We start from the raw sequence: 24,572 nt of genomic DNA, 5'->3' as shown, positions 1-24,572 counted from the left end.
CCAGACCAGGCGAAAGCCCCTGCCCCCGACCGAACCTTGCCCACAAGGCGATCCGGAAACGATCACCTACAGCCCATCGGTGGATTCGGGCTTAGGCACGGTCTCCCCGGTGGCTGGCCGCCCTGGCCACGCAAGAACCAGCACATCCCCCCGCAACAGAGGACTGGCCAGCACATCCCGCACTGGTCGCCGGGTCAGGGCGCGTGCGGCCGTGGTCGGGGCGCTGCCGGCCGCCCGACCACGGAACGTGGGCTACCTGGTGGGCGCGCTACAGGCGCTGGGTCCTACCGATGGCGAACGCGCCGAAGCGTCCGCCGCTGTGATCAGTGCGCTACCCACCGCCGAACCGAAGGACGTCTGCACTGTCGTCGAGATTCTGCGTCGCAAATCACCGATCCGGGCGTGGCTGGATTGGTTAGCAAGTCCTGAGAACAGTTGGTCATCGGGGCGCGGATGAGTACAGCGCTCGAGACCAGCCTCCAGGCTCGAACGATTTGTCCTGGTGTCAGCGCCGACTCTTGGTGAAGTGGCACCCCGAGTTGTACGAGTCGTACACTTGGCCGCATGAGTGCGGCAGCAGAGGTTCCTGCGGAGCTGGCGATCAGCGATGCGCGTGATCGTCTGGCGGACGTGGTGAACAAGGCGACCTACGCCGGCAGCGTCACCTATCTGACTCGGCGCGGCCGGCGTGTCGCGGCGATCGTGCCGTTGGCGCGGACAGCGGCGGATGAAGCGAAGGTACGGGAGGCTGCTGTAGCGGCGGCCTGTCGTGAGCTTTGGTCGTCGGTGCAGGACGCGGACCAAGCCACGAAGGAGCGGGTCAGGCAGGTGATCGATCGATTGATCGAGACGGCCGAGGACGCCGCCGACGGGGCCTCCGTTGAGGCAGCAGAGGCGGAGCGGGAGGCCGGCGCGAGACCGGTTTCGTGGGAGTCGCTGCGCGACGAGCTCGACTCGTGAGCTACCAGATCCAAGTCGAGCCCGCCGCGGTCCGGGCGCTGCGGCGTCTACGCAAGGGCGACCAGTTGGCGTGGAAGCGTGTAGCCGTGGCGATTGACGAGCTGGCCGTCGAGCCGAGGCCCCACGGAGCCAAGGCGCTGCAGGGAGAAGCGGACTGCTCAGAATCAGGGTCGGCGACTACCGCGTCATCTACGAAATTCAGGATGCGCGGCTGGTGGTCCTGGTCGTGGATCTCGGCCACCGGCGGGACATCTACCGCTGACCGAGCCGCAGGCTACGGCTTTGGCCCATTGGCGTGCGTACGCAGAGGCTCTCCCGACACGGCGAAGAAGCTCCTCGTGGTGCGAGTTGTGGTGCGAAACGGCGGTGATCAATGTGGTCAGGGTGGCTGTGGGGGAGTGGCCTGTGGGCATAGTCGCTGGTAGATGGCCTGGTAGTGGTTGGCAAGGGTTCTCATAATCCCTGGGTCGCGGGTTCGAGTCCCGCCCGCCCTACCCCGGTTGACCTGCGGAGATCACATCGCGTGACTGAGATTGGTGTCCGTTTTGCCCGTTTCCGTGGTGCGAGTTAGTCCCTTGGTCACCGTTAACTGGAGCCTCACGCGTTCGCTGTAGCCGCAGTAGTCCTCACGTCCGAGGTGAACGGGTGAAGGTCTACGTCGGGTTGGATCCCGCCTCAAGGCGCCGCATCGACCTGACCGAGGTCGTCGCGACGCAGGCCGAGGCGGCACTCGGCTCCTGCATCAAGGTGGACGAGTGGCTGAATCCGCGGACCGCCGCCACGGGCAGCCAGTTGCTGGACCGCTAGTGAAAGTGATCGATGTCGAAGCCAGCACTCGTCAGGGCTACGAGCGGAAGATTGCCAAGCACATCCGTCCGATCCTGGGGAAGCGCGAGGTCGGCCGACTCGATCCCGAGACACTCGAGTCGTTCTACGCCGACCTTCATCGGTGTCGCGAACACTGTGGCGGCCGTCGCTACGTCGAGCATCGAACCACGCTGCCGCACGACTGTGACGAGCACACGGGCACTGCCTGCCGCCCAGCGAAGCCTGCGACCTGCCGCGACTGCAAGCGCATGTGCAAGAGGCACGTCTGCCGTGGCCTCTCTGACTCCAGCCATCCGCCAGATCCATTGGATCCTCAGCGGAGTGCCCCGAGCAGGACGGCGGCCGCGACGACGGCGAGGTCCGGCAACGCACTGTGCACGCCATCGCCACGAGGGCGGCGGTGTTGGCCGAGGCGGCGACCAGCAGGGTCGGACGTTGCCCGAACCAGTCGGCCGCGGCGCCGATCAGCGGGCCGACCAGGGCCGCACCGACGCCGGCGGCCGAAGTCAGACTGCCTAGGGTCAGAGAGCTACGCGTGGCCACCACGAGTGTCAGCACGCCGACGACGACCATCGCGTACGGGAGACGCGCGGCCAGGGCGAGCGGGAAGTAGCCCACGCCGACTGCGTCGAGCAGCCGGGTGGACCGGGGTTCGTGGTGCGTGGTCGCCGCAACGTCATGAACCTGGGAAGCCACGTGTGGTTTCTTCTTGGCCTGTCACCAGGCCGGTCGGGTGCCGCCTTGGTGGGCTGCCGCCAACCCCGTGGCGAGACGGGCGACAGGAACCAGATAGATGCACTGCGTCGGCGCGAGGATGCCTGCACCGGCCTCCATTGCGCCATGGGTGGTTCGGCTGTCGAGGAGTGTCGGTCGACGGGTTAGCCTGCTGGGGTGGAGGTGCAGGTGTCGGGCGACGGGTCGAGCGCGAGTGAGGTCGTGATGGCCGTCGACGGCAACTCCCTACTGCATCGCAGCTACCACGCGCTCGCCTCGACCGGTTCCCGTACCGTGCTGGGACAGCCGAACTGGGCCGTACGGGGCCTGCTCACCCAGGTCGTCGCCGCTGCCGAACGGATCGGTCCGACGATGGTGGTCGTCGGCTTCGACGATCCGGACGACAACGCCCGCCGCGAGCGTTGGCCGGACTACAAGGCGCAGCGGGCCGACAAGCTGCCCACCCTGGTGTCTCAACTGGACCTGGCGACGCGCGTGCTCGCCGAGCTCGGCCTCCAGGTAGTGGTCCCGGCGCGTCTCGAGGCCGACGACGTGCTCGCCTCCGCAGCACGGTGTGCTCGGGAAGCCGGTGGGCGCTGTGTGCTGGTGACCTCCGACCGGGACGCGTTCGCGCTGATCGACGATTCGACGTCGGTGCTGCGCGTCATCAGCGGCGGTGTGGAGGGCTCGCCGATGCTGAACCCGGACCGCCTCGAACTGCTGACCGGCGTCCGTCCGGAGCAGTACGCCGACTTCGCCGCTCTCCGCGGCGATCCGTCGGACAACCTGCCCGGTGTGACCGGGATCGGGCCGAAGCGGGCCGCCGCGTTGCTGCGTGAGTTCGGTACGGCCGAAGGGGTCTTCGCCGCGATGGCAGCCGGGGGCGACGCCGTACGGGCGGTGGTCGGTCCGGGTGTCGCGAACCGTCTGGCCGCGCCGGACGCCGTGGAACGCTGGCGGCGGAATCGTGAGGTGATGCGCCACCACGACGACGTCGAGATCGGTAGCGAAGCCGGGCGGCTGCCGTTGTCGGCCGACGAGGTGCACCAGTGCGTGCTCGGCCACGGACTGCCCGGTACGGCGTTGCTCGCCCGTCGGGTGCTCGGGCACGAGGCACCTCCCGACCGGGTGGTGCCGCACGTCGACGAGCTTTCCTGGGACTCGAGTGCCGAGTGGCGGAGTCGGCAACGGATGCCCCCGCTCCCGGTGAACCTGCAGCCTGCCCTGTTCTAGCCTTCGCCGGTCGACGTCAGCCTTCGAGGGGTCGGACCTCGGCGGTCTGGTGGGCGAGCACGACGAGGGCGACCCGGTCCCGCATCCCTGTCTTGGCAAGGATGTGGCCGACATCCCACCACCGGCCAAGCCGCCGTTCCAGAGTAGCCCGTAGCAGGCGCAAGGCATCAACGCCCGACAAACCGGCCCGGACGGATGCGTGCAAAGTCTTTAGCAGCGGCGACGTAGCCGTAGACACGAAACCAGGTGGCCGTGGCCGGGCCCTAACTACGTAGAGCGGGACTGACTCTACGAACCAGTCCCGCTCAAGGCCGGCCAGAAAGTCGTCCACGGTGGGTGCTGAGATCTTTCAAGCGTCGGCCATCTGCTGGTCGCGTGTTGCGGGCGACAGGCCGTGGTCGAACTCGCCAACACCTGCGGAATCTCCACCCTGCCCGGTACGACGCTCCATCCGACGACGGCCTACAGGCCGGGCCAGCGTCCTGCGCAGTGAGGCCGAGCGGGTCGAGGTACGCTGCCAGCGGCTGACAAACAGCGAGGAAGATCCACGCACCAAAAGCGGGGCTGAGGAGAATCAGCCGCAGGATCCTCCGCTTAGCCGCATGGTTGTCCGTGTCCGTTGGGGGATCCCTGACCGGCACGCGTATCGGAGTCGGCGGCTCGACGCTCAGTCTGCGTGAAGGTCGAATTCGCTGCCGTCTGGGTCGGCCAGTTCGACGCCGTCAGACAGGTCGGCAAGACGGGTCGCACCGAGCGAGACCAGTCGTTCCGCCTCGCTGGTCGGGTCAGCGGTGACCAGGTCGAAGCGCGGCCGGTTCCTTCCGTTCTTGGGCTCGACCTTCGGTCCGCCCCAAGAGTCCCAAGAGATCTTGGTGCCGCCGAGCGGTGACTGGACCGCGGTCTCCTCGTTCTCGTCCCACACCAGCGGCCAGCCCAGCGCGTCGCGCCAGAACAGGCCGACGTCGCGGGTTCCGTCGCAGGTGATCTCGCCGAGGTAGCCGGTGCCGGCCAGGTAGCTGTTGCCCGGCTCGATCACACACAGCTCGTTACCGCCAGGGTCGGCCAGCACGACGAAGTCGGCGTCGGGCCCTTGGCCCACGTCAAGGTGGCGGCCGCCCAGGCCCAGCGCCTTCTCGACGGTTCGCTGCTGGTCCTCGGGGCTGCTGCTGGTCAGGTGTAAGTGCAGCCGGCGCGGGCCGACTTGCTCGGTGTCGGAGGTGACGAAGCGAAGCCCGACCTGCGTGTTGTCACCCGGTACCAACGCGCCGCCGGACTCCGTGAGGACTTGTCTGTCGAGCAGCCCGGCCCAAAAGGCCGCCACCGCGGGCGCGTCGGCCACGTCAAAGGTCACCGCTTCCAGTCGCAGAGCCACCCCTGCACCCTAGGGCGGGCACCTGGCGTTGGCGACCCGGTTTCAGCCGCGGCTGAGCTTCGTGCGGGGCAGCGCGACCCGATAGATGCGGCCCTCGCGTACCGATTGAGGATCTCCATGATCTCGGCGCCGGTCATGTAGCGGACCTGGCAGCGGTGGATGACTGGTTGACACTGGCGCACCTCGAAATTACGGTCAGGGCCGTTACCCGACCTGTGGAACCCGGGAAGAGAGGGCCTGATGGACGCTGACGCCTCAGGTGCGATCCCACGACGCACCGCCACCGGCGGCACCCGGGTCTTCCTCATCGCATCCGGCTTCCGCAAGCCCGACCACGCGGCCCAGCGGGTTGCCGCGCCAGCCGCGATCGCCGCGGCGAAGGCCGGTAGCGACTATCTGGAGACCCGGGTCGTCCCGGGCGGTGGGATCGGCATCGCCCACTCCACCTGGCCGGGTGACGTCCAGCCCGACCCTCAGGGCAATGCGAGCGCGGCCAGCGCCAACACGCGCCTGTGGCAGGTCACCGGCGAGCAGGTCTACCGGGAGCGGGCGACTCGCATTCTCGACTCCCTCGCAGACGTCCTGCTTCCCAGCGGCGGCTTCGGCTTCCCGTGGGCGTACGGGATCGCCAACAGCCACTTCGCCTATCCCGGGCACTATCCGGACGGCAGGACACACCCTCGAGGTTCGGTGATGGCGATCATCACAGACAACGCCGCAACCTCACTTCTCGAGGGCTACCACGCCTTCGGCGCCCGGGCGTACCTGGAGGCCGCCCAGCGGGCCGTCGACTACCTGCTGCACGACGCCGCCGGCCTGCAGTTCCTCGACCCCGACGAGTGGTACGCCTCGATCCCGTACTGCTCGATGGCCCCCATCGACGCCAACGGCGGCCGGGCGACCGAGGTCTACAACATCGACGGGGCCTCACTCGTGCTGCTGCGCAAGCTGTACGAGACGACCGGCGACGGTTCGCTGCTCGGATACAGCGACGCGCTCGCCCGCAACCTGAACCGGCGGGTGGAGACGGACGGCTCCGTGCCGTACGCCTGGTACCCATCGGGGAAGCCGACGGGCTACGCCTACATCGTCTATGGCGGGCTGCTCCAGGGGGGCGAGCTGCGGCACATCAAGCAATGGGTCGCGACCGCCCGGCGCGGCATCAGCTGGATGACCAACGTCGACCGGCCGTCGGCGATGCTCTGGGAGTACTACACCGAGCCGCTCGGAGGTGTGGACAACACCCAGGACGTGATCGGTTGGATCAACACGACCACCGGCTCGCTGGCTGGGCCGACCATCGGAACCGAGGTCACGCGCGGCCATCGGGAAGCCGACCTGGTCGGACTGACCCACGCTGTGCCGACACGCCCTCGCCCACGCGTCGAGCAACCGGAAGAGGTCGCCCTCTTCGCGTTCGGACTACTCGGCGGTCATCTGGCTTTCGACGGCACTCACTCGGCGATGGGCGCTCGGGATCGCCGCCGCACGCCCACCCGTACACGTACGTGGCCGCCACGTCAGGTACGACGTGGCGGCCACTTCGGTCAGTGCTGTTGCCCTGGTGAGGGGCGGACGGTCAGTGCATGACGACCGGAACGGCACCTTCCTCCTGCTCGTCGGCGGAGTTCTCGATCTTGCGGCGCGGCAGGGACAGGGCCGGAACGACGCACAGGACGACCAGCACCAGTGCCACCGTGTAGGTGGTGGCGAACGCGTCGGAGAGCGCCGCCCCCTGGCTGAGCACCTCGGGCGGGACCTGCTCGGCCGGCACCCTGCCCTGCGTTACGGCGCTGTAGGTGCTCGCGGCGCGGCTGTCCAGGACCTGGTTGGTCAGGACGACCGACATCACCGCCGTGCCGTCGAGCCGAGGCCCCACGGAGCCCAGGCGCTGCAGGGGAGAAGCGGACTGCTCAGAATCAGGGTCGGCGACTACCGCGTCATCTACGAAGTTCAGGATGCGCGGCTGGTGGTCCTCGTCGTGGATCTCGGCCACCGGCGCGACATCTACCGCTGACCGAGCCGCAGGCTACGGTTTGCCCCACTGGGTTGCGTACGCAGAGGCTCTCCCGACCTGGCGAAGAAGCTCCTCGTGGTGCGGGTTGTGGTGCGAAAACACACGCCGTTGCGGGGGCATCGGAGGTACATGAGGCACTACCCGCACACAACACCCGTGCCGAGTGTGACCCAGAAGCCGGCACGTCGGCGGGGGAAGAGGCACGGCACAGCGGGTTGGCTTCTCTCGTTACGAGAACGTGCTCGGGTTGGGATGATCGGGCCAGGGCACCACGTAATCTCCGACGCGACCGTCGCTGAGCCTTACGTAGCGTAGTAACTCCCGAAGGATGCCTGCGTTACCCATGGCCCAGCCCAGACGAGGCGGCAACTCGCTTGGGGTGGCCCGATGCTCGTGGTTGGACCAACGCACACCCTGCTCGTCGACGGTCGCGCGTGCGGTGAGGTCGTCGACGAGCACATTCGCGAAGCAGAAGTCATCGCCGCGCTCAACGACTCGATCGCAGGCCAGGGCCAGCACGCCGGCGGTACCGCAGCAGCGAGCGTTGTTGTCCCAGAATCCCGGCCGCCTGCGCCTCGGTAGGCCGGACTGGCAGATGGTTGCCCAGCAGCGGTCACCCCGAGCGGTCCAGGTCTCATCGCCGGTGATCTGCGCTAGCAGGCGGAAGACCTGGGCGTCGCCGGCCGGGCCGTTGCACCAGCCATAGCTGTAGCGGTCGATTAGCTCGGGTTTGTGTGGTGGGTCTGAGTGAGGAACCAAGAAGCCATCTGGGCCGGCCTCGTTGCGACCCACCACGTCCCTTGCTCCGGCCAGGGCCATCTCGATCATGTCCTCACGGTCGGCAGCGTGGCCTACGGCGGCGAGCGCGTAGACGATGCCCAGGGTGCCGTGTGCGATGTGATGGGAGCGAGCTGGCGTGGGCCGGACTCTCCAGTTGACGCCGCAAGGGGTTGGATCCGCAGCGGTGAGGTAGGGGCTCACCGCCGTGATCGCAAGGTCCGTGTCACCGGCCCGCAGGGCGCCGAGTCCGATGCCGGCGTTGCCCATGAACAGCTCGAACATCCGGTTCCACCGGTGACCGTCGAAGCGGTCACGGACCCGGCTCAACCCCCGATCGGCGGCGTCGTCGCGGCCAAGCGCACGCAACGCGACGGCCACTCCGGTCAGCCCGAAGTACAGCGAGGACTCGTCAAGTCGCTCGACGTGGGCCGACAACGTGTCTGCTCCCTGGGCGACAGCGTCACCGTAGAGGCTGTCGCCGAAGTGCTCGTGAGCCTCATGTAACGCCAGCACCACTCCGGCAAGACCGTGGTACAGGGACGGGTCATGGACCTCCGTCTGGGCATGGTTGCTCAGCCAGCCGGCCGCGCCGCGGGCAAGTCGCTCGGCTTGGGCTCCTCGCGTGAACTGCTCGTGCTCAACCACGAGTCGCTGCCAGCGTGGTCGTCACTTCTGGCTGGCGCCAGCTGCCGTCCGGAGTCGACAACACCAGCACGTCCGGTCCGCCTGGACTGGGCTTGTTCGCCGCAGGTTCGAGGTCGTGTAAGCACACGCAGCCCAGCCAGCCTTCCGGCAGCAGCGTCCGCTCGACCTCTGCTGCCGCCGGGGCCTTGGGCAACTCGTAGGTCCCTCGCCGACGGCGGTACTTGGCTGCCCAGGTACCGAAGGTGGTCGCGCGACTCGTGTCCGTGCCTGTCACTTGCTCACCTTGTCAGACGGGTCGGGAGATGGCTGTTCAGACCCCGGTGCGGTCGAAGCGTTGCTGCTGTCGCCGCCTCCTGAAGACTGACCCCTGGGGTTCTCCGAAAGTTGACCCCCTCCTGAGTGGCGGATTCGAGTGGTCGTCGCAACGCTGACCGTTCTTCATGGTGTCAGAGGGTGTTGAAGATCTCGGCTGGTGTCAGCCATCCCAGCACCTTGCGCGGCCGATGATTCATGCGGTGCTCGACCTCGCGCAGGTACTCCGGCGGGTGGATCGACAGATCGGTCCGCTTGGGGAAGTACTGGCGCAGCAGGCCATTGGTGTTCTCGTTCGTCCCACGCTGCCAGGGACTTCCTTGTTGAGCGAAGAACACACCGTCACGAAGGAGCAGCCCGATCTGGTCATGGTGGGCCATCTCCGATCCCTGGTCCCAGGTCAAGGTCAGCCGAGCCTGCTCGGGCAGTCTGGCCAACGCGGTGAGGAGTTCGTCCCGGACCGCTTCGGCGTCATGGCCTACCGGCAGGTGGACCAGCTGCACGTAGCGGCTGGTGCGGTCGACCAAGGTGGCGATCGCAGACCGGTTCTTCTGGCCAGTGATCAGATCTCCTTCCCAGTCGCCGATCCGGCCGCGGTCTTCGACCTCCGGCGGCCGCAGGTCGATCAACAGTGCGGGCGCGACGAACCGGACCTGGCGCTGGTTCGGCCGCCGGCGGCGCTTCCGCAGCGGCCTGCCCGTGCGCAGCCGGAGGGTGAGTTGCCTGCTCAGACCGCCCTTCCCGCCGTGGTAGAGGGCCTGGTAGATCGTCTCGTGGCACACATGCCACCCCGGCCGATCGGGGAACGTTGACCGCAGATACGCAGCGATCTGCTCCGGGCTCCACTCCACTTCCAGCTTGGACTGCACCACGGCCCGCAGGCCCGGATCTGCCAGTAGCCGGCCAGGACGTCGGCGGCGGGCACGTTCGCGGGAACGGGAGTGGGCCAGGTCGCCGTCATAGGCGCCGCCATCGTGACGGCGCATGTTGCGGCGCAGCTCCCGGCTGACCGTCGACGGCGCCCGTCCCAGCCGGGTCGCGATCGTACGGATGCTCAAGCCCTGGCCTCGTAACGTGGCGATTCGTTGTCGCTCTAGCAGCGACAGATACCTGCTCGAGCGGGCCGTCTCGGCCAACCGCACTGGCGGTACGCCGCCGTTCTCCGCCCGCCATCGGTACCCGGTCTTACGCCCGATGCTCACGATCTGGCACGCCCGCACGGTGCCAACTCCCGACAGCACCAGCCGCCAGTACTCCGACTCCATCTCCAGCCGACGCTTGCGTCCTCGCCTCGCCACCAACACGCCCCTTGATCTACCAGGAAGGTGTTGCGACCAGCACTAGTCCCCCGGTCACTGTTACGTCTGCGGCGGCGTTGCCTGGGGCGGCGAGTCGTCGACCGACGCGAGGTCAATGACATCGCACCGAGCCACAGGTGCCGTTCCTATGCCGACCGGACAAGCCTTGTCTGTCGAGGTGATGAGACGGGCCGCAGCTTTCAGGTCAGTAGGCCACGCCGATCAGCTGTCGTGCAACGCCTGGAGGGCCGCAACGGCATCGACTTGTTGCGAACGGGTTCGTCGTACACGGCGAGAGCGCATGCTTGTTGATCACCGCGCTCATCCGTGCGCGCTGGGCCGGAGGAGACCTCTTGCGTGCGTTTCCTGCCGTAGGGCTACTCGCCCTCGCTGCCTGCCTCACGTACGGAGCTGCGCCTTCGGCAGTAGGTGCAGGTAGAGCCGACGCGACGGTGAGGACCTGTTCGCTCGAATGGCCGAACCAAGACATGAACGGGGATGGCAGCCAAGATCCTGATGTCAGCTTCGACGACTACGGAGATGTCGTCGTCGGCGTCGAGCCGCTGACGTGGGGGTAGTACGAACGCGCCCGGTCCTGCACGCGCTCGCCTATCGCAGCGCACACGCCGAGCTTCAGCGAGCCGCTCGTACCGTGGTCCGGTCAACGCTGGCCCACGATGTCATCCTCACCCCCGCGCTTGCAGAACTACCCGTGCCGATCGGCACTATCAACGGCTACCAGCACCACAACCGCTCGACGCCCTCACTCGCAGCGACCGGTTCAGCTCCTGCCACGGCACGGTGACCACCTTCCGGTCGACCTGCCACGTTGTCCCTGACGCGCATCGTGGCTGACTGCTGCAAGTGAGGGTTGACGCCGAACGCAGGACATGATGACTCACGATTGATCATCCTGTCCGGTGAATCCGCAAAACTGCCTCGCCATCGAGGGTCGGCGCGATCCCTTACACAGAAGGGATCGCTCACCCGTGTCCGAACCCCTGTCCGTTTGACGGTGTTTGACGGGGCTCCGAAATTTGATCTTGACGGCGGGGCGCCTTGCTGGAAATCTCTTGGCACGTCGCTTCTGCGACGCGACTGGGGGGATTCTCATGCACTGCTCTCGGCGTACCCGTGTGCCCATTTGCCGTCGGCTCCACAGCCCTTCCCGACGTGGACCGGGTGCTCACCAGGTGCGCTCATGACGGGGAACTGGGCGCCACTCCTGCGGGAGCTGCGGCTGTTCGTGTCCCCGATCGCCGACGCGACCGACGTCACCGGCCTCGCGGCGCGGCTCGGTTGGAACCTCGACGCGGCGACCGGGCTTCCGATCACCCGGATCGAAGCGATGCTCGCGGCCGGGGCAGACGCCGCGGAAGAACTGCTCGCGCTGCTGACCGCGCCGGAGTTCGAACTCGCCGACGTCGCTTCGGCGCTTCCGGTCGTGGGCCGAACCGTCGAGGCGGTCCGCGCGGTGGCCACGGACTGGCATCCCCCGGCGGGCCTGCCCCTCGACCTGATGGAGAAGTTCGCCGACGACCTGCTCAACCACCTCGTCTCGACCTGGCTGGACCAGCATCACCCGCGTGTCGCGGACGTGCTGGCGGTGGCGGGGCTCTACGTTCCCGCGCGGCTGGCGGCCGCGGAGGCGCCGATCACCACCTCCGGTGGCACGGTGATCCGGGGCCCCGGCCCACGCGGCCATCTGGACACCGCACTGCTCGAGGCGTTCCTCCGCAATCCGGTGCGCGCACTGCGCGATCGCTACGACACGGCGTCGGCCGACCTCACCGCCCGGCTCGACAACCTGGCGCGGTTGTTGCTGCCGATGCTCGCCGACTGGCTGCGCGGACTGGGGCTGGACGCGGCGAACGACCTGGCCGGCGAACTCGCTGCAGCACTCCCGGCCGACCAGCGTGCGCTGACCCACCGGATGCTTCGGGTGGGGGTGCCGGTGAGCCCCTACCATCAAGGGGAAATCCTCCCCGTTGCCGACTCCTACACTGGCGGGTATCTGGGAGCCGGCGCCGTCTTCGTGCTGACCGGCGAGGACCTCGGCCGGCTGGCTCTCGCGGTGGAGGCGTTCGGCACCTGGTCGGGTAGCTGGCAGGTCGGCGCCTGGCAGCTCGTCGCGGAGGTGGGAGCGCTCGCGCCGGGCCTGGTCGTTTCCGCCGACGGTGCCCACCTCGCAGACGGGTCCGGTCAACCGGAGGTCCTCGTCCGGTTCGGCCTCACCAGGGTGGGAACGCCGAACACCGACGGCCAGGTCGGGGGCGGCGAGGTCGGCGTCTCGGCAGCCCTCGCGCTGCCCGCGGAGAAGGGGACTCGGGTCGAGATCGGCGGTGCCGGACTGTCCGTCTCCCTCGTAGCCGGCCCGACCTCGACCGTTCTCGACGTCGCGCTGTCCTCCGGGCCCTCCGCACTCGTGGTCGAGCCCGGGGACGGCGACTCCTTCCTCGCGAAAGTACTTCCTGACAAGGGGATGCGGGTTCCCTTCGACGTCACCGTGGGATGGAACTCCGCAAAGGGCCTACGGGTCACCGGCAGCGCCGGGAGCGGTGGACACGGCGGTGGCCTGGCCGTGTCCCTCCCGGTGCACCTGACCCTCGGACCGCTACAGGTCGACGTACTCGACCTGGCGCTCCCGACGTCGGCGGACGGGCTCGCGGTGAGCGGTACCGGTACGTTCCGCGTGCAGCTGGGACCGGTCACCGCTGCCGTGCAGCGCACGGGCGTGGAGGCGTCCCTGCGTTTTCCCGAAGGGGGCGGCAACCTCGGGCCGGCCGAACTCGCACTGGCGTTCAAGCCACCGGCCGGGATCGCGCTGGCGATCGAGGCGGGTCCGGTGGTCGGCGGCGGCTACCTGTTCTTCGACCCGGCCAAGGAGGAGTACGCCGGCGCGCTCCAGCTGGAGCTGGAGGGCATCGGCCTGAAGGCCGTCGGACTGCTCACCACCCGGATGCCCGACGGGTCGGAGGGCTTCTCGCTGCTCGTCATCGTCGCCGCGGAGTTCACACCGATCCAGCTCGGTTTCGGCTTCACCCTCAACGGTGTCGGCGGCCTGCTCGGCATCAACAGGTCGGTCGCTGTGGAAGCCCTGCGGGCGGGCATCCGCACCGGTGCGCTGGACTCGGTCCTGTTTCCCGCGGACCCGGTGACCCGAGCCACCGAGATCGTCGCCACTCTCGGCACAATCTTCCCGCCGACGCCGAACCGGCACGTGGTCGGGCCGATGGCGCGGATCGGGTGGGGTACGCCGACTCTGCTCACGCTCGACGTCGGGCTCCTGCTGGAGCTTCCCACCCCCGTCCGGCTCGCGCTCCTCGGGCGGCTGCGGATGGCGCTGCCCACCGAAGAAGCCGCGGTGGTCGTCGTCAACATGGACGTCCTCGGGCTGATCGACTTCGACCGTGGCGAGGCGTCGGTGGACGCCACGTTGTACGACTCGCGGATCGCGGCGTTCGCGTTGAGCGGCGACATGGCGATGCGGGCCCGGTGGCTCGACCGGCCGACGTTCGCGCTGTCGGCGGGCGGCTTCAACCCTCGCTTCCAGCCACCGCCCGGCTTCCCTGCCCTGCGTCGGCTCACGCTGTCGCTGATGACCGGCGACAACCCGCGGATCCGGTTGGAGTCGTACCTCGCGCTCACCTCGAACACGGTGCAGTTCGGCGCCCGGCTGGAGCTCTACGCGGCGGCGCTCGGCTTCAGCGTGGAGGGGATGCTGTACTTCGACGCCCTGGTGCAACTGGACCCGTTCGGCTTCATCGCCGACATGGGGGGCGCGCTCGCCCTCAAACGGGGCGACACCACCCTGATGGCGGTCCGAGTCGACGTCACCCTCTCCGGGCCGGCCCCGTGGCACGCGCGTGGCCGGGCCACGTTCGAGATCCTCTTCTTCAGCGGGGAGATCTCCTTCGACCAGCGGTTCGGGCAGCCCGCACCGGCGGTCGCACCGGCCCCCGTCGACGTCGCGGGGCGAGTGGAGGCGGCGCTGGCGGACTGCCGGAACTGGACGGCGCAGCTGCCTGGCGCCGGTCGTTCGGTCGTGTCGCTGCGGCAGGTGGCGGCCCCGGACGGGACGCTGCTGGCGCACCCGCTCGGCGGCCTGTCGGTCACCCAGCGCGTCGCACCGCTCGGGCTCGCCCTGGAGCGGTTCGGCGCAGCGCCGGTGACCGACCACCGGCCTCTGCGGATCGAGAGCGTCCGTATCGACGACGGTGAGCCGCTGGATGCTGAGGGTACGTCCGAGCACTTCGCGGTGGCGCAGTTTCTCGACCTGAGCGACGACGAGAAGCTCTCGCGACCGTCCTTCCAGCTCTTCGACGCCGGGCGGGCGGTGACCGCGGACCTGACCGACCGCGACCACAGCGGCCTGATCGAGGCGCCGCCCGAGTACGAGGAGAAGGTCGTGGTCGGTGCGCCGGGCCCGGCCGTCGCGTCGGCGAACGGCCGGGACGGACTGCGCGCGGCACCGGCGCAGATGGCACCGGCGGATCTGGCAGCACCAGACCGCTCGGCAGCGGTCGCCGCACGTCGGGAGCGAACAGCCCTGCTGGCCCGCGTCGGTGTGGGCCCGGCTGCCCGGGCCGGCACCCGTACGACCGGGCGCGGCCGCTTCGCGGAGCCGAAGCGCCGGCTGGTCGTCCGCGACACGGGTGCGAGCAGCACCACGACGGACGGCACGGGGGCGGAAGACGCGCGGAGGGCCGGCCGCCGGCCCCGCGGGGCAGCCCAGCAGGAACGGATGACGGGGGCGAACGCATGAGCGGCCTGACATTCCTCTCGTGGGTACGCGAGGGGCTCGGGGCCAGCGGTTCGGGTACCGATCCGCTGACCGGTTCGCTACCGGCGCGGGGAACCGTGACAGTGAAGGTCCGGATCAACGACCGGCCCGAGGTGGAGGTGCCGACCCGGCTCTACGGGCCCGGTGACGTCGCCGGCATCGACCCGCGGCAGGTACTGCGGACCGACCCGCCGGCCGGTACCGACGGGTTCGAGCCGCACCTGTTCGCCCAGGTGGAGTTCGACCGGCCGGACCTGCCGTGGATGTTCAGCCCCGCCGCGCCCACCGGCGAGCAGCGGCTGCGTCCGTGGCTGGTGCTGGTCGTGGTCGAAGCCGACCGCGCCACTGTGGTACCCGACCCGAAGGGCGGACTTCCGCGGCTCGTCTGCGCGCCGGAGGACCTGCCCGACCTGTCGGAGTCGTGGGCCTGGGCGCACGCGCAGGTGGTCACCGACGGGGACCTGAACGACGCCACGGTCGACGGCCTGCTCGCCGAGGCACCGGAACGAACGCTGTCCCGGCTGGTGTGCCCCAAGCGGCTCGACCCCCACGTCGCCTATGTCGCCGCGGTGGTGCCCGCGTTCGAGGCCGGCCGGCTCGCCGGGCTCGGCGAACCCGTCGAGGGAGCCGACGCGACCGAACTCCGCCCCGCCTGGCCGCCGGTGTCCGCGCAGGCGGACTGGGCGCTTCCGGCGTACCACCACTGGACGTTCGTCACCGGTGTGCGCGGGGACTTCGAGTCGCTGGTCGACCGGCTCGTGCCGCGCGCCCTGCCCGGGAAGATCGGTGTGCGGGAACTCGACGCAGGCTCCGCGGGTGCGGGGCTGCCGGAATTGCCCGCAGGCGATCCCCACCGCGTCGTGGATTTCGAGGGGCCGCTGCGATCCGTGGGCACCCGGCCGCGGACGTGGGACGAGAACACCCGGCGCGCGTTCGAATCGGCGTACGACCGGGTGCTGGCCACCGCGCCGGACCGGCTCTCCCCGCCGACCTACGGCGACCAGCAGGCGGGGCGCTCGGGCGTGCCCGCCGACGGTCAGCCGCCCCGGTGGCTGCGTGACCTGAACGTCGACCCACGGCACCGTGCCGCCGCCGCACTCGGCGCGGAGGTCGTCCGCCGGCATCAGGAGGATCTCGTCGCCGCCGCCTGGGACCAGGCGGCGGAGATCCGCCAGGCGAACGAGGCCCTGCGCCAGGGACAACTGGCCCGCGAACTCAGCGACAGCATCTACCGCCGTCGCCTGGGCGTCACCGCGAACCCCGCCGACGGGCTGGACGACCCTCACCTGCTCCAGGTCGCCGCGCCCGCACGGCACGACGTCGAGGTCGGCGACGCTACCGTCGGCGACGAGCTGACCGGCAACCGCGAGGCCGAGGCCGCGGTGTCGCCGGCGTTCCGTCGGCTCAGCCGTCCCGGCGGTCCGGTCGACCGGCGTACGCCGGGGGAGTCCGGCGACCTCGGGACCACCGCTCTGCAGGCGCTTGCCAGCCGGGACGTCACCGCGACTCCGGCGCTTCGTACGCCACCCGGCCTCCTGGGATTCGAGGACTTCTCCGACGGCGAGACGTTCGACCACCTGCGTGGGGAACGTCTGACGCCGCGGTGGTGGGAGCAGGATCCGCAGCTCCCGCGCGACGAGCCGGGCGAATACTCGCCGCCGCTGTCCCAGGTCGGCGCACCGATGGGCGGACGCGTCTTCGTCGTCACCGTCGACGGCCGGCTGATGTCGCGGGTGGAGAACGACGTGCACGTCGGCTGGGTGGACCATGGCCGGCCGCCGGACGCCACCATCAACTCAGACCCTGTGGGCGTCCGCGACCTGCACACGTTCGTGACCGGCGGCAACGGTGCCCTCTACGAGTGCGGCTGGGACGGCGAACGCTGGCACTGGATCTCCCACGGCACACCGCCCGGCACCACGATCGGCTGGGGGTTCGGGCTCGCCACCAGCGCGTGGGACTCCCGGCCCGTCAGCGGCGGGCTGGCGCAGACCGGGACGTTCGACAGCGTGTGGTGCGTCGGCACCAACGGTGTGCTGTACGAGCGCAAGGCCGCCGGTGGCGGCTGGGTCTGGGTGACCCACGGCACGCCGCCGGGCACCCTGTGCCAGAGCACCCCGTCCGTGCTCAGCTGGTGGCGGCTCGCCCTCATGGACTCCGAAGGCAGGCTGCAGGAGTACCGCAACTCCGGCAACGGCTGGGTGTGGACGAGCCACGGCAAGCCGTCGACGTACGTCTGGGTCACCGGCAGGATCGCCGAGTTCGGCGCCTACCTCGCCGCGATGGCCGCCGACGGGAAGCTCTACCTGACGATGCGGGTCATCCTGATGGGTGACGTGTGGGTCGCGCAGTCGCCGCCGCAGACCCCGGGGGTGTTGCTCGGACGGGCGCCCGACGGTTCGCTCCTGGTCAAGTCCACCGCGCAGACCATCATGGCGTGGTCCCCGAGTGGGGGCTGGCAGACACCGAGCGGGCCGCCGCCGACCGACCCCGCCTGGGGTTTGCGGGCGGTCATCGCCGGCGCCGACGTGTACGGCGTCGGCCAGTCCAGGCTGGTACGTCTGCTCCGGGGCGGCGCACCCACCTGGCAGGACCTCGGCCGGCCCGTGTTCGGCGGGCGTGGCCTCCCCGACGTCAGTCCGTTCTCGCACATCCGGTGGCGGCCACGGCTCGGCTTCATGTCCAACCTCGTGGTCGGGCACGTCGACAACCCTGGCGGTGTCAACGCGGCGTACGTGCGGTTCGGCCGCGACCTCGGCTTCGACGGCGAGGTACGCGGCGGGTGGGAGATGAAGCCCACGTTGCCCCACCGCGTCGGGGACCCCACGCAGGGCTTCGCGCTCGCGGTCGCCGACCTCGACGGGAACTCCGGGCGTCCGGACCTGCTGCAGTTCTGGATCGAGGAGATCCCGGGTTACGGCAACTTCGGCAAGTGGCGGATCGGCCGCAACCTCGACGCCGCCGGGAATCCCACCTCCTGGACCGACGAGCGCCGGATGCCGACGCCGATGTCGACGTTCTACGCCCCCAGCGGCGCGCTGAGCATCAGCTACCGCGTGGAGAACGGCACGGCCACCCTTGCCGACCTCGACGGCGACGGGCGGCAGGAACTCGTCGTCGTCTACGTCAGCGGCGCGCCGGCCGACCGCCGCCTGTATCTGCGGATCGGCTGGCGCATCAACCCGGACACCGGTGCGGCCGAGGGCGGATGGTCGGAGTCGGCGGAGGTGCCCTGGGAAACCCGCACCGCCGCTACCGCGCCGCCGGTCGTGGGTATGGGGGTGACCGTCGACGATCTCAACGGCGACCTTCGCCCGGAACTCACGGTCCTGCTACTGGAACAGGTCGGCGGAGCCGTGCGTGCGTCGTACCGGGTCGGCTGGCAGTTGAACGCCCGCGGCAGGGTGACCGGCGGCTGGAGCCCGATCAAACAGATCCCCGGCAGCTTCGGCGCGAGCGTCGCGGGCGCGGGCATCGCGGTCGCCGACGTGAGCGGCTCCGCCCAGCCGGACATCGTGGTCTTCCACCTGGAAAACCCGGAAATGGAGAACCGCGCCTACTACCGGATCGGCTGGGACTGCAACGCGGCCGGCGACCCTGCACGGTGGGGCCCGGCCAGCCGGATCCAGGCCGACGGCTGGTTCGGCTGGGAGAACCAGGGGGCGAGCATCGCCGTCGCCGACCTGGACAACGCCCTGCTCGGACAGAAGCGGCAGATGGCAACCCGGTTCCGCAGCGCCACCCTCGCGAACCTCACCGCGGTGCATCGGTCGCAGGAGGTCGCCGCCGCCGACGACGAACAGGCGCTGGCGCTCGGCCGGATCGCCGGTGACGTCCGGCAGGCCCTCGTTCCCGACCTCACGGTGACCGCCCGGGTCACTTCCCGGCTCACGGGCGTCGACCTCGCGGACGCGGAGCTGACCGACCCGCTCGGCCAGCTGCTGGCGCCGCCGCGGTTCGGACAACCGATGTCGGAGCTGCTCGCCGAGCTGGGGCATGAGCACCTGCTGCCCGGGGCCGGGAACCTCCCGCTGGACACGGTCACGTTGCTGCGGGCCAACCCGGCGTTCGTGGAGGCGTTCCTGGTGGGCGCCAACCACGAACTGGGCCGTGAACTGCTGTGGAGGGAGTTCCCGACCGACCGGAGGGCGACTGCGTTCCGGGAGTTCTGGGACTCCCGCGGCGCGGACGGGACCACGGGGGACACGGCGGACATCCCGCCGGTCGCGCAGTGGCCGGGGTCCGCGCACCTCGGTCAGGTGGCGACGACCGGCGCCGGCAACGGTGCCGTCCTGCTCGTCCGTGGTGAGGTCGTACGCCGGTTCCCTTCGCTCGGCCTGCACGCTCGCCGAGCGCTGCCGCCGGCGGTGCCCGGCGGCCCCGCCCGCCTCGGCAGTGAACGTCAGGAGCCGGCCTTCCAGGGAATGCTGGAACCCGACATCCTCTTCGTCGGCTTTCCCTTCACCGTCGAGCAGGCGCGTGGTGGCGCCGGCGACCCGGGCTGGTTCTTCGTCTTCGAGGAACAACCCAGTGCTCCGAGGTTCGGCATGGACGTCCCTCCGGACAAGGACCCCCGCTACGGCACCGCGCCGGCCACCTGGCGCGACCTCAGCTGGGCCGCCGTCGCAGCCGACCGTCAGGCACTCGACCACCTCGGACACGTCCCGGTGCTGCACGCGCCGTTCGGCACGCCCGAACGCCCGCTGGCAACCGACTCCGAGGCGCCGTCGGTGACGTGGGGCCACAACTCGGCCCACATGGCGCACATCCACCTGCAGCAGCCGGTGCGGGTGGCCTACCACGCGACCGCGCTGCTGCCCCCCGGCGTGGGCGACGGGTGGCGGATCACGCACGTGCGTAAGCGCACCGCCGGCGACCCACAGACACGGATACGCGCGGTCGCGGGTCGCTACCCCGACGGCACGTGGTGGCAGGCGAGCGTGGACGAGGTGGTGGCCGCGCTCGCTCGCCGTGAACGGTTCTACGTCGAGGAACCCACCGGGGACCCGGTCGACGTGGTGGTTTCGCACACCCACCTCGGCCGCTCCTACCTGCGGACCCGCGCCGACGGCGACGCACCCAACAACCTCCTTTCCCTCCCACCGATCCCGGCGGACATCTCATGAGCGACCCTGGCGCCACCGACCTCCGGACCCTCTCGACCGCCTGGCCGGTGCTGTTGTTGCCGGTGCGTCTCGAGACCAGGTTCACCCCGAGTGAGTTGCTGCTCCGGGTGTATCCGGACGACCTGCACGTCGACAGCCACGAACGCGACCTCACCGCCGACGAGGCGGACTGGGCGCGCCGCTACTGGACCACGGTGTGGACGGCCGGTGCCGACACCGGTGTGGAGGACGCCGCCTGGGCGGAACTCGCCACCCGGTTCGGCGCGGAGCGGGCGGCCTGGATCGCGCGGGTGACCGAGCCGACGAACCCCGGCGATCGGCCCGCGCCCGGCACCGATCCGGGCCAGGCGCCGCCGCCGGCCATCCCGGACGTGTCCCTGCGAACCACGACCTGGACCCGGCGGGCCACCGCCGGGTGCCTGCCGTCTCGCTGGTACGTCGTCGCCTATCCACTCGGTCCGGCCGCACCGGTCGTTCGGGTGGTCGGCGGGGACATCCCGGCGAGTCTGGCCGTCGGACCCGATCCCAGCCCTGCCTCGGACCCGACCACGGACCCTGCCTCGGACCCGGTCGCGACCACGACCACTGAGCCTGGTGTGGATCCGCGTACGCAACCGCCGGTCGACGACGCGATCCGCTGGCTCGTCGACTTCGACCAGGCCGAGGCCGTGGGCATGGGCATCCGGTTGCCCAGGCCGGTGGGCGGGTACGCCCGCATCTTCGTGTACGGCGTGCGCGAGGACGCCACGGACCCCGCCACGGGGCGACCGGTGGCGTCCACCCAGGCGCTCGCGGACCTGATCACCGCGCAGTACCACACCCGCGGTCTGGGATACGTACCGCCAGGTGCGGCAACCAACAACACCGAGACGACCTCGTCCGCGTACAGCCGCAACGATCCCGCGCACGCGGCGGCGTACCAGGTGCGTCTGTCCTCAGGGCAACCCGACGGGGACGACCGGGGCGGCACCAACTCGCACGTACTCGCCGCCGCGTTGGGGCTCGACCTGGCGGAGCCGCCCGTTCCCCCGGACGGGGAACCCGGAACGCCCCCGCCGCCCGCGCCACGGCCGAGCAGCGCCACGCCGCTGCGCCGTGCGCGCGGCGGCGACGGCACTGACGACGTCACCGCCAAGGCGATGGTCACCGCGCTGTGGGGGACGACCTGGGGGTACTTCCTCAGCCAACTGACCGCCGGACGGTTCTCCGACGCCGCCGTGCGCGGAGCGCGGCAGCACGCGATGGACTACCTGCGGCCCAACGGTCCGGTGCCCGCTCTGCGGATCGGGTCCCAGCCCTACGGCATCCTGCCCATCCTGCCGTTACGGCGCTGGGCCGACGTGGAGGGAAGCGCGCTCGGACGGCGTCGCCTGGACCCGGCCGTGGTCGGGTTCCTGGGCCGGGTGCGGCAGTTGGTCTTCGAGCCTGCCGTGGCCGACACCCAGGCGGTGCCGAGGATCAGGCCGGACGACACCCGACCGGACCTGACCCTCGTGCGGTTGCTGGCGATGTCGCCGCTGGCTCGCCGGCTGTTCGGCCGCAACGCGCTCGGGGCGGAGTACGTCGCCTACCTGTGGCGGTTCGCAGAACTCGGGCTGCGGCAGGAGTGGCGGACCCAACTCGCGGCCGGAGCCGCCGCCCTGGGGCAGCGGCTCGGGCTCACTCCGTTCGACGTCCGGGTGACGCGGCTCGTCCATGCCCGCGAGTCGTTCCCGCTCGACCTGCCGTGGGTACGTGCGGACGGCGCAGAGCCGTCGGCGTACCTGCGCAACCTCACCGCGGCCGTCCGCACGGCGGAGTGGCTGCGCGACGCCGTCGACGTGGTGGCACCTGAGCGCACCCCGCTGCTGTACCGGCTGCTGCGCCAGTCGCTGCTCGCGGAGTACGTCATCGCCGCCGACCGCATTCTCGGCACGCCGCTCGCGGAGCGGGCGGAGCCCGAACTCGTCGACGTCGTCCCCGGCACCGACACGCCGACCGCGTGGCGCAGGCTGCAGCGTCAGCGGCCCGGGACGCCCCAGTCCGTCGGGGCGTACCTCGCCGGACAGCAGTCCACCCGCGACGTCGACGCAGCCGACCTGTGGGAAGCGCGCTCGGCGATCACCGCGCTGGTGAACGTCCCGGCCCGCGACCTCGAACGAACGATGGCGCAGACTCTCGACGCCGCGTCGCACCGCCTGGACGCCTGGATCACCTCGCTGGCCACCAAACGGCTCGCCTGGCTACGCCGACCCGCCGGCGGACAGCCGACCGGCGTGCACGTGGGCGGGTTCGGCTGGGTGACCGACGTACGCCCCCGTCCCACCCGGCCGGTCGTTCCGGCGGGCGAACTGCCGCCGAACGAGCCCGGACCGCTCACCCGGATTCCCGACTCGCCCGGATTCGTGCACGCGCCCTCGCTGGCGCAAGCCACCACCGCGGCGGTCCTTCGGTCGGGGCACCGTGCCCACGGGGAGGACCCCACCGGGCCGCTCGCGGTCTCCCTGCCTTCGGACCGGGTACGCACCGCAGCCTGGATCCTCGACGGCGTACGTCAGGGCCAGCCGCTCGGCGCCCTGCTGGGTTACCGGTTCGAACGCGCCGTCCAGGATCACCCGCTGCCGGCGCTCGCGGCCCACATCGACCGCTTTCGCGCGATCGCGCCGCTGCGGGGCTCGGCGGTCGACTCCGAGGGACAGGTCAGCGAGGCCGTCACCACGACGTCGGTCGTCGACGGCTTGGCGTTGCACCGGCTTCGCAAGGCGGGCCGCCTGGACCTGGTTCGCGACGTCGGCGTACCCGCGAACCAGACCGACCAGATCGCCGCACTCGCCCAGGTGCTCGACGACCTGGACGACGCGGTCGACTCCGTGGCGGACGCGCTGCTGGTCGAGGGCGTGCACCAGGCCGTCCTCGGCAATCCGTTGCGAGCGGGGGCAACGCTGGACGCGCTCGGCCGCGGTGAGGCGCCGCCACCCGAACTGGAGGCGGTTCGTACGCCGCGGACCGGTGTCGCGCTGACCCACCGAGTCCTGACCGTCCTGCCCGCCGGGTCGTGCGCGGACCGAACCCGGTGGCCGGTCGACGCTACCGCGCAGGCACGCGCTGTCGCCTCACCGGAGGCCGACGCGTGGATGTCCAGCCTGCTGCCGGCGTCGACGCGTGTCCGCGTCCGGGTGCGCGTGGACGCCGGGGCGGGAGACGGGGGGAGTGAGGCGGCGAGCATCGTGGAGTTCCCGCTGAGTGAACTCGACCTTTCCGCCCTCGACGTGGCCGCTCTCTCGGTCGGAGCCGGCGCACCGGCCGGGTGCGATCTCGAACGGCTGCTGCTACTCCGTGCCGCGGACCGACCGGACGTTCCGGACGGAGCTCGGCTCACCCTGCTCGCCGATCGGGCACCGGAGTGGGGAAGCGACGTTCTCGGGCTGCCGGAACTGCTCGAGGCCGCTACTGCCGCACGTGATCTGGTGAGTTCGGCTCGGCCGCTCGCCGCCTCGGACCTCGACCTGCCGGAGTCCGTCGCCTCTGCCGCCGGGCAGACCGGGGAGAGCGAGACCGTCGACGAGTTCGCCACCCGGGCGGACGCTGTCCGAGCACTCACCGACACCGCGCTCGCAGCCCTGCGCGTCCCCGGACAGCGACGGGACGGCCTGCGACGCGCGGCTCTGCTCGGCATCCCCGGGGTGCTGCCGGCACCGTGGGCAGCAGATGCCGAGCTGGGCGCCCTCGCGTCCTCGGCCACCACCGAACTAAGCCGCCGGATCCAGGAAGCTGACATCGCGGAGTCCGGCCGGGACATCCTGTCCGCTCTGATCGGTCGGCAGGTGCCCCTGCTCGGCAGTTTCACCCCGCCCAACGGCGTGGCGCTCGAACAGGTGCTCGCCCGCAGCGCCGAACTCCAGGGCGGCGACCCGACGGCGGCCACAGCCTGGCTCACCTCGGTGGGCCGCGTCCGCCGAGGCGTCGACCGGCTGGTCACCAGCGTCGGCTACGCGGAGGCGCTGGACGCCGGCGACACTCTCGGCCTGCGTGTGGCCCAACTGCCGTACGCACCGGGTGACCGTTGGCTCGGCCTTCGGTTCGAGGGGCCGCGGGTGGCAGGAAGCCGTGTCTCCCTGCTCGTGCACGCACCGCTCGCCGACCCGTGGTCCGGCCTGGTGGGCATGGATTCGGGTCTCACCGGGTTCGTCGTGGACGAGTGGGCGGAGGTCCTTCCGGCCGCTGCGGAGACCACCGGCGTCGCACTGAGCGTGGACAGCCCGAACGCCGCACCGCCGAACACGATGCTGTTGGCCGTACCACCGGACGGACGGGCCACGTGGGATCCGGACATCCTCGGGGAGACGGTCGAGGAGGCGCTTGCCCTGGCCCAGCTGCGGGCTGTCGACCTGGAGGCCCTGCATCCCACCAACCCCGACGCCCTCACCGACGTCGGACAACTCCTGCCCGCGGCCGTACTCCCGATGAACGTGGTCCGCACCGACGCGACCGCGACCGACTTCTCCCGCACATTGGCGAGGTGACC

14 protein-coding genes are annotated in these 24,572 nt (G+C 70.4%); 9 read left to right on the top strand and 5 right to left on the bottom strand.

Annotated features, from left to right (window positions below; all coding sequences use genetic code 11):
- Positions 1 to 564 precede the first annotated feature (564 nt).
- From ABZV93_RS27440 to ABZV93_RS27430, 3 genes are all read left to right on the top strand, one after another.
- Positions 565 to 960 carry a type II toxin-antitoxin system prevent-host-death family antitoxin gene (locus tag ABZV93_RS27440; RefSeq protein WP_354941577.1) on the top strand — a complete coding sequence of 132 codons (396 nt, stop codon included), beginning with the start codon at positions 565 to 567 and terminating at the stop codon, positions 958 to 960.
- A 154-nt stretch (positions 961 to 1,114) separates the two neighbouring features.
- Positions 1,115 to 1,222, top strand: coding sequence for a type II toxin-antitoxin system RelE/ParE family toxin (locus tag ABZV93_RS27435; RefSeq protein WP_354941585.1), 108 nt, complete (start codon positions 1,115 to 1,117; stop codon positions 1,220 to 1,222).
- Between the two features lie 383 nt (positions 1,223 to 1,605).
- Positions 1,606 to 1,767 (top strand): hypothetical protein, encoded by a 162-nt coding sequence (locus ABZV93_RS27430; protein WP_354941575.1) that lies wholly within the window; start codon positions 1,606 to 1,608, stop codon positions 1,765 to 1,767.
- Here ABZV93_RS27430 and ABZV93_RS27425 read toward each other — a convergent pair.
- Complete coding sequence (locus tag ABZV93_RS27425) at positions 1,764 to 1,949, bottom strand: hypothetical protein (RefSeq protein ID WP_354941573.1); 186 nt, start codon at positions 1,947 to 1,949, stop codon at positions 1,764 to 1,766. The genes ABZV93_RS27430 and ABZV93_RS27425 overlap by 4 nt on opposite strands.
- A gap of 730 nt (positions 1,950 to 2,679) precedes the next feature.
- Between ABZV93_RS27425 and ABZV93_RS27420 the strand changes: the two genes are divergently transcribed.
- On the top strand, positions 2,680 to 3,735 hold the full coding sequence (locus ABZV93_RS27420; RefSeq protein WP_354941571.1) for a 5'-3' exonuclease H3TH domain-containing protein: 1,056 nt from the start codon (positions 2,680 to 2,682) through the stop codon (positions 3,733 to 3,735).
- A 667-nt stretch (positions 3,736 to 4,402) separates the two neighbouring features.
- On the opposite strand, the gene ABZV93_RS27415 is transcribed toward ABZV93_RS27420, so the two are convergent.
- Positions 4,403 to 5,107: a VOC family protein gene (locus tag ABZV93_RS27415; RefSeq protein WP_354941569.1), complete on the bottom strand. Its 705-nt coding sequence runs from the start codon at positions 5,105 to 5,107 to the stop codon at positions 4,403 to 4,405.
- Between the two features lie 240 nt (positions 5,108 to 5,347).
- Between ABZV93_RS27415 and ABZV93_RS27410 the strand changes: the two genes are divergently transcribed.
- Positions 5,348 to 6,697 (top strand): hypothetical protein, encoded by a 1,350-nt coding sequence (locus tag ABZV93_RS27410; RefSeq protein ID WP_354941567.1) that lies wholly within the window; start codon positions 5,348 to 5,350, stop codon positions 6,695 to 6,697.
- Positions 6,639 to 7,124 (top strand): type II toxin-antitoxin system RelE/ParE family toxin, encoded by a 486-nt coding sequence (locus ABZV93_RS27405; RefSeq protein WP_354941565.1) that lies wholly within the window; start codon positions 6,639 to 6,641, stop codon positions 7,122 to 7,124. The genes ABZV93_RS27410 and ABZV93_RS27405 overlap by 59 nt, the downstream gene beginning before the upstream one ends.
- 228 nt (positions 7,125 to 7,352) lie before the next feature.
- Here the strand turns inward: ABZV93_RS27405 and ABZV93_RS27400 are convergent, their stop codons facing one another.
- The 3 genes from ABZV93_RS27400 to ABZV93_RS27390 form a co-directional block, all read right to left on the bottom strand.
- Positions 7,353 to 8,549: a lanthionine synthetase LanC family protein gene (locus ABZV93_RS27400; protein WP_354941563.1), complete on the bottom strand. Its 1,197-nt coding sequence runs from the start codon at positions 8,547 to 8,549 to the stop codon at positions 7,353 to 7,355.
- Positions 8,542 to 8,823: a hypothetical protein gene (locus tag ABZV93_RS27395; protein WP_354941561.1), complete on the bottom strand. Its 282-nt coding sequence runs from the start codon at positions 8,821 to 8,823 to the stop codon at positions 8,542 to 8,544. The genes ABZV93_RS27400 and ABZV93_RS27395 overlap by 8 nt, the downstream gene beginning before the upstream one ends.
- Before the next feature lie 172 nt (positions 8,824 to 8,995).
- On the bottom strand, positions 8,996 to 9,997 hold the full coding sequence (locus tag ABZV93_RS27390; RefSeq protein ID WP_354941559.1) for an IS30 family transposase: 1,002 nt from the start codon (positions 9,995 to 9,997) through the stop codon (positions 8,996 to 8,998).
- Positions 9,998 to 11,360: 1,363 nt separating this feature from the next.
- On the opposite strand from ABZV93_RS27390, the gene ABZV93_RS27385 reads away from it, so the two are divergent.
- The 3 genes from ABZV93_RS27385 to ABZV93_RS27375 are packed head-to-tail and all read left to right on the top strand — an operon-like array spanning position 11,361 to position 24,570.
- On the top strand, positions 11,361 to 14,924 hold the full coding sequence (locus tag ABZV93_RS27385) for a DUF6603 domain-containing protein (RefSeq protein ID WP_354941557.1): 3,564 nt from the start codon (positions 11,361 to 11,363) through the stop codon (positions 14,922 to 14,924).
- Entirely contained in the window at positions 14,921 to 20,068 is a 5,148-nt protein-coding gene (locus tag ABZV93_RS27380) for a DUF3892 domain-containing protein (protein ID WP_354941555.1), read from the top strand. Before ABZV93_RS27385 ends, ABZV93_RS27380 begins: the two co-directional genes overlap by 4 nt.
- Positions 20,065 to 24,570 carry a hypothetical protein gene (locus ABZV93_RS27375; RefSeq protein ID WP_354941553.1) on the top strand — a complete coding sequence of 1,502 codons (4,506 nt, stop codon included), beginning with the start codon at positions 20,065 to 20,067 and terminating at the stop codon, positions 24,568 to 24,570. The genes ABZV93_RS27380 and ABZV93_RS27375 overlap by 4 nt, the downstream gene beginning before the upstream one ends.
- The last annotated feature ends 2 nt before the right edge of the window (positions 24,571 to 24,572 follow it).

The sequence above is a fragment of the Actinopolymorpha sp. NPDC004070 genome (genome assembly GCF_040610475.1).
Taxonomy (GTDB): Bacteria; Actinomycetota; Actinomycetes; order Propionibacteriales; family Actinopolymorphaceae; genus Actinopolymorpha.
Note: the sequence above shows the minus strand (reverse complement) of the source record. Positions and strands in the feature narration are given on the sequence as shown.

Coding starts and splice junctions, on each gene's coding strand:
- ABZV93_RS27440 (WP_354941577.1), top strand. CDS start 565: ATGAGTGCGGCAGCAGAGGTTCCTGCGGAGCTGGCGATCAGCGATGCG.
- ABZV93_RS27385 (WP_354941557.1), top strand. CDS start 11,361: ATGACGGGGAACTGGGCGCCACTCCTGCGGGAGCTGCGGCTGTTCGTG.
- ABZV93_RS27410 (WP_354941567.1), top strand. CDS start 5,348: ATGGACGCTGACGCCTCAGGTGCGATCCCACGACGCACCGCCACCGGC.
- ABZV93_RS27375 (WP_354941553.1), top strand. CDS start 20,065: ATGAGCGACCCTGGCGCCACCGACCTCCGGACCCTCTCGACCGCCTGG.
- ABZV93_RS27380 (WP_354941555.1), top strand. CDS start 14,921: ATGAGCGGCCTGACATTCCTCTCGTGGGTACGCGAGGGGCTCGGGGCC.
- ABZV93_RS27425 (WP_354941573.1), bottom strand. CDS start 1,949: ATGCTCGACGTAGCGACGGCCGCCACAGTGTTCGCGACACCGATGAAG.